The organism is Microbacterium galbinum, assembly GCF_023101185.1.
GTDB lineage: Bacteria > Actinomycetota > Actinomycetes > Actinomycetales > Microbacteriaceae > Microbacterium > Microbacterium galbinum.
This window is the reverse complement of the sequence record NZ_CP078077.1, coordinates 1,781,499-1,794,330: the sequence shown is the minus strand read 5'-3', so window position 1 is coordinate 1,794,330 and position 12,832 is coordinate 1,781,499. Positions and strand designations below refer to the sequence as shown.

Sequence of the window (12,832 nt, the reverse complement as noted above, 5' to 3'; positions counted from 1 at the left end):
CATGACCCCGCCCGCAGACGCCACCACCGCCGGTCGCGCACGCACCCCCATCGATCGCATCGGCGCGACCGTGCTGAACGAGCTCGTCCAGTCGATCGTCACCGGGGAGTACGCCCCGGGCGACCTGCTGCCGCCCGAGAGCGTCATCAGCGTGCAGTTCGGCGTGAGCCGAACCGTCATCCGCGAGACGATGAAGCGCCTGCAGGAGAAGGGCATGGTCACGGTCGCCCAGGGGCGCGGCACGCACGTGAATCCCTCCACGAGCTGGAACGTGCTCGACCCCTCGGTGCTCACCGCCATGATCGAGAACGACTCGACCCTCGGCGTGCTCGACGACCTCAGCGTGGTGCGCGGGGCGCTCGAAGCGGCGATGGCCGCCGCCGCCGCCCGCACGGTCGACGACGACGCCCGCACCCGCCTGCGCGAGAGCCTGGAGACGATGGAGGCTCACGTCGACGACTCGGCGGCATTCCGCGAGGCCGACGTGAAGTTCCACCTCGCCGTGATGGAGCTCGCCGACAACGGTCTCGCCGAGAACATCGCGCGCGTGCTCATCGCTCATGCGGTGGGCAGCGACCGCTTCACCGGTGTCGACCCCGCGCATGCGTTCGAGCTGACCCTCGCCGAGCACACCGCGATCCTTGAGGCGATCTCGGCCGGCGACGCCGAGGCCGCGCGCCTCGCGATGAGCGAGCACATCCTCGGCTCGTGGTCGCGCCGCCGCCTGCCGTCGAAGAAGCGTTCCTGACGGAACCTCGACCGTTCAGCGCGCGAGGTTGGCGATCGCGCGTCGATAGGCGTCGAGATTCGCTCGTCGCCCGACGGCGACGGCCTCGACGGCAACGGCTCTGACCTCATCGGGCGTGTATCGATAGACGAGGCGGTATCGAGGCTTCCCGGAACCGTCCGGGTCGAAATACAGCTCGTAGCAGTCACCCAGATCGCCGGTCGCGACGCGAGAGTCGAGCTTCACGCCGGCCACCCTCCCGTCGCGGACGAGCACCAGCATGTCGAGTGCCATCTTCTTCGTCGCCTGGTCCGGAAGCGCGTCGATGTCGTGCTGGAATCCGGGAAGAAGCGCTGTCAGCCGCAGCGGCACCGCCATCAGCGGTAGTCGTCGGGGTCGAGACCCAGATCGGACGCGATGTCGGCCAGCTCGCCGGTCTCGCCGGCCTCCGACCTCTGACGAACCAGGTACGCGATCTCGAGATCCTCGATCGCCGGGATCAGATCGACGTAGAGGTCGAACGGGATGACGACGCCTTCGGCGCGACGGTGACCCCCGAACACCAGCGGGCGCGAGAGAGCGCCCTCCTTGCGGAATCGTCGCAGCGCGTCCGGCAACTGCGCCCGAGCTTCAGACGTCGGCAGTACGGGGATCGGCAGTGCGGACGAGTTCACCATACGTAAATCGTACCTCTTAATCGTCCAAAAAGTCGTACGAGTTTTCGACCGGTTCCGCATCGAATGTTGGCTATCGTATTCACCGAGCCCCCTTCGCACCGATGGACGAACGTCAGTCATGTGATGTTTGCTTGATCGTTTTCGTAAGACGTAGTATGTTTCGACGCAAGGCCTGCACCCTCGGGTCCCTGCAGCAACTTCCCTATCAATGTTGAGAGGATCGCAATGAAGCGAAGGATCGCCATCCCCGCCGCCATCGGCGTGGCGGCACTGGCACTCACCGGATGCGGTGGAGCATCGCCGAACGGATCGACCGGCGGAGGCTCGGGCACGAGCGACAAGCTCGTCGTCTGGAACTGGGGCGACGCCGACGAGGCCGCGGCCGCATACACCGAAGACGTCAAGGCGGCGTTCGCCGAGAAGCACCCCGACGTCGAGGTCGAGATCGTCAACCAGCCGTTCGACCAGTACTACACCCTGCTCGGCAGCGCGATCGAGGCCGGCACCGGCCCCGACGTCGCCCTGTTCAACGGCGGCACGCAGCTCAAGAGCCGCGCCGACTCCCTCATCCCCGTCACCGACGAGCTCGCCGACCTCGAGGACACCCTCGCCGGTTGGCCCGCTTTCCAGGCCGACGGCGAGACCTATTCCGCCCCGATGTTCCTCCAGGGCTTCCCGATCTACTACAACAAGGCCCTCTTCACCGGGGCCGGCCTCGACGCCGACAACCCGCCCCAGACCTGGGACGAGCTGGCGGCCGCCTGCACCTCGATCACCGAGAAGACGGATGCCTCGTGCTTCGCGCTCGGCAACAAGGAGGGCCTCGGCATCGAGTTCTTCCTCTCGGGCTTCGGCTCGGGCGTCTTCACCCCCGAGGAGTACGACGCCTGGATCGACGGCGACCGCGACTGGACGAGCGAGCATGCGGTGCAGGTCTTGCAGATGTGGGCCGACACCGCTGCCGACGGCTGGTACAACGAGGGCGCGAACTCCACCGCGATGTTCAACGACTCGTTCGACCTGTTCTCGGGCGGCAAGTCGGCCATGGTCATCGGACTCATGAGCGGCACGGCGCACTGGAAGCAGTTCGACGAGTTCCTCGGCGAGGATCTCGGGTTCATGATGCCGGTCACCGTCAACGACGGCACCACCCTGGCCCTCCCGGCCGAGGGCGGCATCGGATACGGCGTGCTCAACGAGGACAAGAAGGAGCTCGGCGTCGACTGGATCAAGGCCACGGTCGACCACGACGCCCTCGCCGCCTACTCGCTCGCGGGCGGTCAGATCACGTCCGACACGACCATCGAGCTCGACACCGACATCGTGTCGGCGAACGACATCGTCGCGGAGTCGGCGGGCAGCAAGCCGCTGCTCCACACCGCCCTCGAGGCCGAGACGCTCGACCTGCTGCACCGCCTCGGCCAGCAGCTGCTCGGCGGCGAGGTCACCGTGCAGGACGCCGCAGCCCAGCTGGCAGCGTCGGAGGGCTGATCCCTTGGCGATCGACACCACCTCGACCCGGACCCTCGTTCTCGCGAACAAGGGTCCGGGCCGCGGCCGCCGGGAACGCGGCGCACGCCGCGATCTCGGCCAGCCGCTGCGCAAAAAGCCGTGGACGTCGGAACGGCTCGCGCCCTACCTCATGGTGCTGCCGGTCATCCTCATCCTCGCGGTCTTCCGCCTCTACCCCCTCCTGCTCGGTGTGAACTTCTCGTTCACGGGAGACAAGGAGCTCAACGGGCAGTTCGTCGGCCTCGACAACTACCTCACCCTCCTCGGCGACGCCCGGTTCCAGGCATCCGCCCGCAACGTGCTGGTCGTGCTGCTGTTCGTGCCGATCCAGGTCTTCGTCGCCGGCATCCTCGCCACCTTCGTCTTCCTGAAGATCCCGGGCCACCGCTTCTACCGCAGCGTGTACTTCCTGCCGGTGGTGCTCTCGCCGATCATCATCGGCGCGATCTTCAACATCCTGCTCGCCGCGAACGGTCCGATCAACGGCGCCCTGAACACCATCAACGTCCCGGGCGTCGACTGGCTCGGCCTCCCCACCACGGCGTTGCCCTCGGTGCTCGTCGTGCACATCTGGGCGACGTTCGGCATGGCGTTCACGATCTTCCTCGCCGGTTTCGCGACCCTCGACGCCGAGCTGCTCGACGCCGCGAAGATCGACGGCGCCAACCTCTGGCAGCAGATCGTGCACGTCATCATCCCGAGTCTCAGCCAGACCATCCAGTTCGTGTTCGTCACGACCACGATCGGCATGCTCACCGGCCTCTTCGGCCTGCTGTACACGATGACCGCCGGCGGTCCGGGGGCGGCGAGCTACCTGCCCGAGTTCCTCATCTGGAAGCTCAACGGCGAGGCCCGCCCGGCGCTCGCGTCCGCGGCATCCGTCTTCCTGCTGCTGATCGTGCTCGTCATCGGCCTGATCCAGATCCGCGTGCTGCGTCGCGCCACGAAGGAGGCATGATGCGCCGCGAACGCCTGGGCAAGTGGATCATCGCCGTACCGATGATGCTGCTCGCGATCGCCACGATCGCACCGATGCTCTACGGCCTGAACATCTCGCTCAAGACGCGCAAGGACTACGTCCTCGATCGTCTCGGGGTCACGCAGACCTTCAACGTGCAGAACTTCTTCGACGCGTGGAACAACGCCGACATGGGCCGCTACTTCGCGAACACGATCATCGTCACCGTGTTCTCGGTCGCGATCCTGCTCGTGCTCGCGTCGATGTGTGGCTATGCGCTCAGCCACCTCACCTTCCGCGGCAGCAAGGTCGCGTTCCTCATCATCCTCGCGATGATGATGATCCCGTTCCAGGTGATCATGGTGCCGACGATCAAGGTGCTCAGCGACATGGGACTGATCAACACCTTCCCCGGTCTGATCGCCGCGTACGTGGCGCAGTTCCTGCCGTTCACCGTGTTCTTCATGACCTCCTACTACTCGGGCATCCCGAAGGAGCTCACCGAGGCGGCGCGCGTCGACGGCAACGGCCTGTTCGGCGTGTGGGCGCGCATCATGATCCCGGTCGGCAAGCCGGCGCTGATCTCGATGGGCATCCTGAACGCGCTGTTCGTCTGGAACGACATCCTCATCGCACTGCTGATCATGCAGTCGCCGCAGAACCGCACCGTCATGGTCGGCGTGAGCGCGCTGCGCGGCCAGTACCCCGACAACGTGCCGACGTACATCGCCGGCGTGCTGCTGGCGGTGCTGCCGATCATCATCGTGTACCTGATCTTCCAGCGGCAGATCTCGGCCGGAGTCACGGCCGGAGCCACGAAGGGCTGATCCCATGAGCACCGACCGGATCGAGGTGTACGTCGACCCGGAGGGGTCGCCTTACGCCGACGGCTCGCACGGCTACCCCGCGAACGACCTGGCGCACGGCCTCGCCCTCGTGCGGGCACGGCGCGAGCCGGGTCAGCGGGCCGTGATCTGGATGGCCGGAGGCGAGTACCGGCATCACGAGCCCGTCTCGTTCACGGCATCCGACTCCTTCACCGCGGTGGTGGCGACGGATGCCGCGAACCCGCCGGTGCTGCGCGGATCCGTGCGCCTGGCGGGCTGGCGTCCGGTGACGGTGAACGGGGTCGCGGCCTACGCCGCGCCTTCGCCGCGGGCGGCGGCTCGGCGGCTCTACGTCGACGGCGTCGCGGCGGAGCGCCCCCGGCATCCGCGCGAGGGATTCCTGCGCGTCGAGCAGCAGGAGGGCCTTGACCCGGCGGGCAGCTTCGTCGGCACGCTGTTCGACGGGGCGGCGTCCTTCCGCTTCACCGAGGGCGACGTCCCCGAGCTCGCGCAGCAGCGCGCGGTCGAGGTCGTCGTGCCGCACTACTGGGTGCAGGAGCGGATGCCGATCACCGCGATCGACCGCGACACCCGCACCCTCACGAGCTCGCTGCGCAGCATCTTCGCACTGCGCGACGATGCCGCGAAGCTCTTCGCGCGCTACTGGCTCGACAACGTCGCCGAACGCTTCGGCGAGGTCGCCGGCGAGTGGTACCTCGACGCGACCGGCGAGCTGGTCGGCGCGTCGGGTCCGCACGTGCTCTACCTGCCGGAGCCCGGCGTCGACATCGACGCGCTCGACGTGCGGATGCCCGTGACCGACGCCTTCGTGACGCTCGACGGCACCGCCGACGCGCCGGTGCGCGAGGTGCGGTTCGAAGGTGTGCACTTCGCGGAGGCGGACTTCGAGGTCGTGCCGCCCGCGGTGCCGCCGTTCGGGGTACGCGAAGACCCGCAGTTGCCGTCGGCTGGCCGGTACGCGGCCGACGTGCAGGCGGCGAGCACCGTCCCCGCCGCCGTACGATTCGACTTCGCCCGCTCGTGCGCGCTCATCGGCGGCGGCATCGCACGCGTCGGCGGCTACGGCGTGAGCCTCGGCCCCGGCACGCGCGGGGCGCTCATCAGCGGTGTCTCGTTCAGCGATCTGGGGGCCGGGGCCGTGCGCTCGGGCGGAGGGATCGATGCCCTGGCGGCGGAGTACAACCGCGCGAACGAGGTCTCCGACTGCACGATCGCGCGCGGCGGTCAGGTCTATCCCAACGCCGTCGCCGTGCTCTTCCAGCACGGATCGCACAACGTGATCGCGCACAACGAGATCAGCGATCTCCTCTACTCCGGCATCTCGGTCGGCTGGATGTGGGACTACCTGCACAGCCCGTCCGAGGGCAACCTCATCGAGGGCAACCACATCCACCACCTCGGCCAGGGACTGCTCAACGACATGGGCGGCGTCTACCTGCTCGGCATCGCGCCGGGCACGGTCGTACGCGGCAACCACATCCACGACATCGAGTGCGCGAACTACGGCGGCTGGGGCATCTACCTCGACGAGGGTTCGTCGCACGTGGTGATCGAGCAGAACGTGGTGCACGACGTGTCGAGCCAGGCCTACCACCAGCACTACGGGCGCGAGGTGATCATCCGCGACAACGTGTGGGCGTTCGGTCGCAACGGCCAGGTGTCGATCACCCGCCCCGAAGAGCACGTGTCGTTCACGTTCCACCGCAACATCGTGGTGGGCGAGGGCATGCCCGCGTTCGTCGGCTACCCCGATCACCGCGACCTGCGGCGCTTCGGGATCGACAGCGACCTGAATCTGTTCTGGGATGCGACGCCGCTCGACGGAGCGGTGCGGGCGGCGAACGCCGATCGCTCGACGGGACCGGATGGGCGGGTCGGTTTCGAGATCGTCGAGCGCCTCGACGACGAGTGGGCGGCACTCGGTCACGACCGGCACTCGATCACCGCCGATCCGCTGTTCATGGATGCCGCAGCGCGCGATCTGCGCGTGCGGGAGGGGTCGCCGGCGGGGGGTCTCGGCATCCGGGTGCCGGATGTGCGCGGCGCCGGGCCGCGACCGGTGTCGGAGCGACGGCATCCGCTGGGTGCGCCGACCGGCATCGACCCGTTCCTGCCGACCCGGGGGTAGGAGGACGTCCGTAGGCTGAGGAGATGGACGCGCACGTGCCGAACCCCCTGGTCTGCCCGACCTGCGGTGGAGCACTGACGTTCGAGATCCTCGACGACGAGCGCTTCCTCGTCGTGTGGTCGTGCGTGGAGTGCGGGCTGATCCGGGCGACCGAACCGACGGGATAGCCTCTTCGTCATTTTCTTCGAACCTCGCTTGCATTAACTTCGGATGCATGTTCGAATAAAGCATGCGTTGGCAGGGACAGAAGCTCGGAGACACGGATGCCGCGGCACTCCCCGGTCTCGAAGACCGGTCGAGCGTGCTGCGGTCGGTGGCGACCCCCGAGTTCGCCGGGGTGACCTTCCACGAGGTGCTCTCGAAGTCGGCGCTCAACCAGGTTCCCGGCGCATCGCGCATGCCGTTCGCCTGGACGATCAACCCCTATCGGGGATGCAGTCATGCGTGCGTCTACTGCGTCTCGCCGGACACGTTGATCCTCTGCGCCGACGGGCACCAGCGCCCCCTACGCGACCTGGAGATCGGTGACCAGATCATCGGCACCGAGCGCGAGGGCGCGTACCGCCGCTATGTGCCTACCGAAATCCGCGCCAAGTGGTCGACCCGCAAGGCGGCGTATCGGGTGACGCTGGCCGACGGCACCGAGATCATCGCGAGCGGGGATCACCGATTCCTGACCGAGCGCGGATGGAAGCACGTCACCGACGCAGAGTCCGGGCAGAGACCACACCTCACCACGAACAACCGGTTGTCGGGGTTCGGCATCGGGCCGGCGGGGGCAGACATCGATCAGACGAGCACCGATTATCGACGCGGTTACCTGGCCGGGATGATTCGTGGAGACGGAATGATCTTCCACGGCACCTATCCCAGCCCGGAGCGGGTGCGGAAGGTACACATGTTCCGCCTGGCGCTGGTCGATCCGGAGGCTCTCGACCGGACTCGGGAGTTCCTCGAAGCTGAGGATGTGCCGACGAGGACCAGACCATTCGCCGCTCAGACCGAGACTCGGAGCGCGGCGAACGCGATTCACACGGCGGCTCGGGCGGGAGTCGAGCGGATCGAGCAACTCATCCTCTCGCCCGAGGAACCGAACGAGAGCTGGTTCGCTGGATTCCTCGGCGGCATCTTTGATGCGGAAGGGAGTTGTTCGCGCGGAGTGCTCCGCATCTCGAATGGGGATCCCGAACTCATCCGCCTGATCGAGCAGGGCATGCGCGCCTTCGACGTTCCCCACATCGTCGAAGGCGCGCGCGCTAACGGAGTCCGCGACGTGCGCGTGACGGGCGGGCTACCCAGCCGCCAGAGGTTCTTCGCGATCGCCTCACCTGCCATCACGCGAAAACTCGACATCATCGGAACCGCTGTGAAAACGGCATCCGATCTCCGGGTCGTGTCGATCGAACCCCTCGGTGAAGTGCAGGACCTCCTCGACATCACGACCGGGACCGGCGATTTCGTCGCCAACGGAGTCATCAGCCACAACTGCTTCGCCCGCGGGACGCACGAATACCTCGACCTCGACGGCGGGTCGGACTTCGACTCTCAGATCGTGGTCAAGGTGAATGTCGTCGAGGTGCTCGAGCGCGAACTGCGCAAGGGCAGCTGGCAGCACGAGACCGTGGCTCTCGGCACGAACACCGATCCCTACCAGCGGGCCGAGGGGCGCTACAAGCTCATGCCCGGGATCATCGAGACGCTCGCGGCATCCGGCACCCCGATCTCGATCCTCACGAAGGGCACGCTGATCCGCCGCGACATCCCTCTGCTCGTGAAGGCCGCGCAGCGCGTGCCGATCGACGTGCAGATGTCGATCGCGATGTACGACGACGAGCTGCAGAAGGCGATCGAACCGGGAACCCCGAGCACGCAGGCGAGGCTCGACACGGTGAAGGCGCTGTCGGATGCCGGTTTCCCCGTCACCGTCTTCCTGATGCCGATCCTGCCGCACATGACCGACTCGGTCGACGCGATCGCGCACGCGCTCGAGCGCATCAAGATGGCGGGCGCGCGCACGGTGATCTACGGAGCGCTGCACCTGCGGCCGGGTGTGAAGCCGTGGTTCTTCCAGTGGCTCGGAGAGCACCGGCCCGACCTCGTCTCGTCGTACCGCGGCCTCTACCCGGGAGCGTCCGCCGAGGCGCCGAAGCCCTATCGGCAGTGGCTCGCGAAGCGGGTCAAACCGCTGATCCGGCTGCACGGCCTCGACGCGCGCCACGAAGACGACTACCCCCGGCGCGGATTCCGTCCGGGACAGGGCCACGTCGACTCGATCTGGAGTCAGGACGGGGTGTCGACGACGGGGCGGGCACCGGGCAGTCCGAGCCCGGCCGTCACGTTCCGGACCACCGGTTCGGCGACCTCGACCCCCGCGCAGCCCATGCTGTTCTGAGCGTGGGCTGCGGCATCCGCTGGTCGGGGCGGAGGGCCGCAGGCCCGTAGGCTCGGTGACTATGGCTACCGGCTCCACCATCCACACGTTCGACGTGCAACTCGCAGACACCGACCGCGGGGTCTACGAGGACTATTCGCTGCGCGTGGCGAGGCATCCGTCCGAGACCGACGCCTACATGATCACCCGCATCCTCGCCTACGGCCTCGAGTTCGCCGAGGGCATCGGATTCAGCGAGGGCATCTCGAAGACCGATGAGCCGGCCGTTCTCGTCCGCGACCTCACCGGCGCGATCACCGCCTGGATCGAAGTCGGCGCTCCCGACGCCGAACGCCTGCACTACGGCAGCCGCCTCGCCGAGCGCACCGTGGTCTACACGCATCGCGACCCCGAGAAGGTTATGCTCCCCTGGGCCGGCAAGCGCATCCATCGCTCCGAGGACCTGCGCGTGTTCAGCTTCGACCCCGGGTTCATCGACCAGGTCACGCCGCACATCGAGCGCCGCAACACGCTCACCCTCACGGTCACCGAGCAGGTGCTCTACCTCGATCTCAACGGCGCCAACCTCACCACCGCGATCCACGAGCACGAGCTCGGGTAGCCCCCTGAGGGGTCAAGACACGCCGCGCCCCCGGCATCCGCTACGGCGTGTCTTGACCCCTCACGGGGCCGCACCGTCCGCGCCCTGGGGAGGAGATCTCTCGTTCCGCAGGAGCCTCTCGCGGATCCGCTCCTGCGCATCGTGCGATCTCCTCCGTCATGTGCGTGCGCCCGCCGCGCACCGGCCCGCCCGCCGGCCGGCCCCGTCCGCGCACCGGCACGCCCCGCCCGCCGGCCCGGCCCGCCCGCACAACTTCGGAGATCGGGCGAGACACGCCGCGCCGACCGCCCTGTACTCCGGCGTGTCGCCTCAGAACTCCGAAGTTGTGCCGCGGCTCACGCGCGAGGGGTCGAAAAGGGCCGGGTCGGATGCTTCCGACCCGGCCTTTCGTGACTCCTCAGGTCACGCGAACCTCAGCCCACGTGCGTCTCAGCCCGCGCGACCCTCAGCCCGCGCGACCCTCAGACCGCGCGCGCCTCACCCCGCGCGACCCTCACCCCGCGCGCGCCTCACCCCGCGCGCGCCTCACCCCGCGCGACCCTCAGCCGCGCGCGGCCAAGACTCAGCGGCGCACGCCCGCGGCTCAGCGCGTGAGCACCTCCGCCGTGGGGGTGCGACCGGTGATCTCGTCGATGATGTCGTCGTCGATGCGCGCGTTCTCGAACGGCGCGTCGATCTCGGCCCGGTCGAGCAGCTCGGTCATGCGACGCTGACGCTGACGCGTGATGAGCGTGACGACGCGGCCCGAGCGACCGGCGCGGCCGGTACGGCCCGAACGGTGCAGGTACGTCTTGTACTCATCGGGAGCGTCGGCCTGCACGACGAGATCGATGTCGTCGACGTGGATGCCGCGGGCGGCGACATCGGTGGCGACGAGCACGTTCACCCGGCCCGAGGTCAGACGCTCGAGGTTGCGCGTGCGCTTGGCCTGGTTCAGGTCTCCGTGCAGCGAGACCGCGGGGATGCCGGCGTCGTCGAACTGCTCGGCGAGCATGTCGGCGTAAGCGCGGGTGCGGGCGAAGACGAGCGTCTTGCCCTCGCGGTCGACGAGCGAGGTGAGGATCTCGGCCTTGTCGCGGTGCTCGATCACGAGCACGCGGTGCTCGATCGTGCTGGACTCCTGGTCTTCACCGGCGACCTCGTAGACGGCCGGGTCGACGAGGAACTCGTCGACGAGAGCCGCGACCTCGCGGTCGAGCGTCGCCGAGAACAGCAGCTTCTGGCTGCCGTCGGCGGTGTGACGCAGGATGCGCTGCACGGGCTCGACGAATCCGAGCTCGCACATGTGGTCGGCCTCGTCGAGCACCGCGATGCGGCAGTCCGAGAGGTCGAGCTTGCCCTGGTTGATGAGGTCCTCGACGCGACCGGGGGTGCCGATCACGATGTCGACGCCCTTCTTGAGCGCGCCCACCTGGCGACCCTGCGGCACGCCGCCGTAGATCTGGGTGGTGAAGAGACCCACGCTGCGGGCGATCGGCTGGATCGTGCGGTCGATCTGCAGGGCGAGCTCGCGAGTCGGAGCGAGGATGATCGCGCGCGGCGAACGACCGAACTCGCGACGCTTGCCGGCCTGCGACTGCAGCACGCGCTCGACGAGCGGGGCGCCGAAGGCGATGGTCTTGCCGGAGCCGGTGCGTCCACGGGCGAGCACGTCGCGCCCGCCGAGCACGGCCGGGATGCTGGCCGCCTGGATCGGGAACGGCGTCGCCGCGCCCATGCCGGCGAGGGTCTCGACGATGTTCGAGCCGAGGCCCAGGTCGCCGAAGCTCACACCGTCGACCTCGACGGCCGCGACGGACTTCGCCTCGAGGCGCTCGTGCACGACGTCGTCGGTCGGCTCGAAGGCGGCCTTCGGCTTGGCGTTCCAGTCGTTGCGGCCGGGGCGCGCGTCACGGCTCGGACGCTCGTCGCGGCGCGGGCGGTCGGTGCGGTACGCGCCACCGGTCGAGGGACGGCTGCGCTCGCCCGGCGCGTCGTAGGAGCGCTGCGTGCGGTCGCGGTCGAAGGCGCGGCGGGCGCGGTCGGCATCGTACGAACGCTCGGGGCGATCGGATGCCGCACGGTCGTTGTACCGGGGGCGGTCACCACCACGGTCGTCACGACGCGGACGCTCGTCACGGTCGAAACGGGGACGGTCGTTGCCGCGGTCGTTGTAGCGGGGACGCTCGGCGCCACGGTCGTTGTACCGAGGGCGCTCGGCGCCACCACGGTCGTCACGACGCGGACGCTCGTCACGATCGAAACGGGGACGGTCGGCACCGCGGTCGTTGAACCGGGGACGCTCGGCGCCGCCGCGATCGTCACGACGCGGACGCTCGTCACGATCGAAACGAGGACGGTCGGCACCGCGGTCGTTGAACCGCGGACGCTCGGCGCCCCCAAGGTCGTCACGACGCGGACGCTCGTCGAAGCGGCGGCCGGCCGAGGGGCGGTCGTTGTAACGGGGGCGCTCGGAGCCGCCCTCGAAACGGGGACGCTCGTCGCGACGGTGCGGCGCCTCACGGCGGCCCGACTCGGCGCGGTTGCGGATGCTGCGGGCCTCGTCGCGGCCGGCGCGCTCCTGCGCACCCCAGCGCTGCTTCGGGGCGCCCGACTCGGCCTCGGCCGGACGGTATCCGCGGTGGCCGGCGCTACGGCTTCCGGGACGACGGTCGTACCCACCGGCGGCGGGAGCGGAGCGGCGGTCGCCGGCATCCGATCGTGCGCCGCGCTCGTCGCGACCGCCGTCACGCGACGATGCGCCGTGGTGACGGTCGTGGAAGGAGGTCTTGTTCGCGCCGTAGCGCGGCTCGAAGTTGCGAGCGGCTCGGCCGCCCTGGGGCTTCTTGTTCTTCGGCATGTGTGTCTTTCGTTCTCGCACGAGAACAGCACGGCGCACGCGGAGAAGCACCCGTGGATCAGGGGTGCCGGACGCTCAAGGGCCGGGGCCATTCATGTGATGGTTGAATGCGCGTCGATGGACGCTCACCATCGGCCCCTGGACTCACAC

Annotated in this window: 11 protein-coding genes; 8 read left to right on the top strand and 3 right to left on the bottom strand. The window is 68.5% G+C overall.

Annotation, left to right across the window (positions count from 1 at the left end; translation table 11 throughout):
- Window position 1: 1 nt before the first annotated feature.
- Window positions 2–748, top strand: coding sequence for a FadR/GntR family transcriptional regulator (locus KV396_RS08845; protein WP_247633035.1), 747 nt, complete (start codon window positions 2–4; stop codon window positions 746–748).
- 15 nt (window positions 749–763) lie between these two features.
- Here KV396_RS08845 and KV396_RS08840 read toward each other — a convergent pair whose 3' ends face one another.
- On the bottom strand, window positions 764–1,105 hold the full coding sequence (locus KV396_RS08840; protein ID WP_247955470.1) for a hypothetical protein: 342 nt from the start codon (window positions 1,103–1,105) through the stop codon (window positions 764–766).
- A complete protein-coding gene (locus KV396_RS08835; RefSeq protein ID WP_247633037.1) occupies window positions 1,105–1,404 on the bottom strand; it encodes a hypothetical protein in 300 nt (99 codons plus the stop codon). The genes KV396_RS08840 and KV396_RS08835 overlap by 1 nt, the downstream gene beginning before the upstream one ends.
- 225 nt (window positions 1,405–1,629) lie before the next feature.
- On the opposite strand from KV396_RS08835, the gene KV396_RS08830 reads away from it, so the two are divergent.
- From KV396_RS08830 to KV396_RS08800, 7 genes are all read left to right on the top strand, one after another.
- The gene (locus KV396_RS08830) at window positions 1,630–2,895 is read left to right on the top strand and encodes an ABC transporter substrate-binding protein (protein ID WP_247955469.1); all 1,266 of its coding nucleotides are present in this window, start codon (window positions 1,630–1,632) and stop codon (window positions 2,893–2,895) included.
- A 4-nt stretch (window positions 2,896–2,899) separates the two neighbouring features.
- A complete protein-coding gene (locus KV396_RS08825; protein ID WP_247633038.1) occupies window positions 2,900–3,874 on the top strand; it encodes a carbohydrate ABC transporter permease in 975 nt (324 codons plus the stop codon).
- Window positions 3,874–4,701: a carbohydrate ABC transporter permease gene (locus KV396_RS08820; RefSeq protein WP_247955468.1), complete on the top strand. Its 828-nt coding sequence runs from the start codon at window positions 3,874–3,876 to the stop codon at window positions 4,699–4,701. Before KV396_RS08825 ends, KV396_RS08820 begins: the two co-directional genes overlap by 1 nt.
- A 4-nt stretch (window positions 4,702–4,705) precedes the next feature.
- Window positions 4,706–6,850, top strand: a complete 2,145-nt coding sequence (locus KV396_RS08815) for a right-handed parallel beta-helix repeat-containing protein (RefSeq protein WP_247955467.1) — start codon at window positions 4,706–4,708, stop codon at window positions 6,848–6,850.
- Between the two features lie 23 nt (window positions 6,851–6,873).
- Window positions 6,874–7,017, top strand: a complete 144-nt coding sequence (locus KV396_RS08810; RefSeq protein ID WP_247623594.1) for a hypothetical protein — start codon at window positions 6,874–6,876, stop codon at window positions 7,015–7,017.
- A gap of 62 nt (window positions 7,018–7,079) precedes the next feature.
- The gene (locus tag KV396_RS08805) at window positions 7,080–9,242 is read left to right on the top strand and encodes an intein-containing Rv2578c family radical SAM protein (RefSeq protein ID WP_247955466.1); all 2,163 of its coding nucleotides are present in this window, start codon (window positions 7,080–7,082) and stop codon (window positions 9,240–9,242) included.
- Between the two features lie 61 nt (window positions 9,243–9,303).
- Window positions 9,304–9,843: a YaeQ family protein gene (locus KV396_RS08800; RefSeq protein WP_247633042.1), complete on the top strand. Its 540-nt coding sequence runs from the start codon at window positions 9,304–9,306 to the stop codon at window positions 9,841–9,843.
- 583 nt (window positions 9,844–10,426) lie between these two features.
- Here KV396_RS08800 and KV396_RS08795 read toward each other — a convergent pair.
- On the bottom strand, window positions 10,427–12,682 hold the full coding sequence (locus KV396_RS08795) for a DEAD/DEAH box helicase (protein WP_247955465.1): 2,256 nt from the start codon (window positions 12,680–12,682) through the stop codon (window positions 10,427–10,429).
- Window positions 12,683–12,832: the final 150 nt, after the last annotated feature.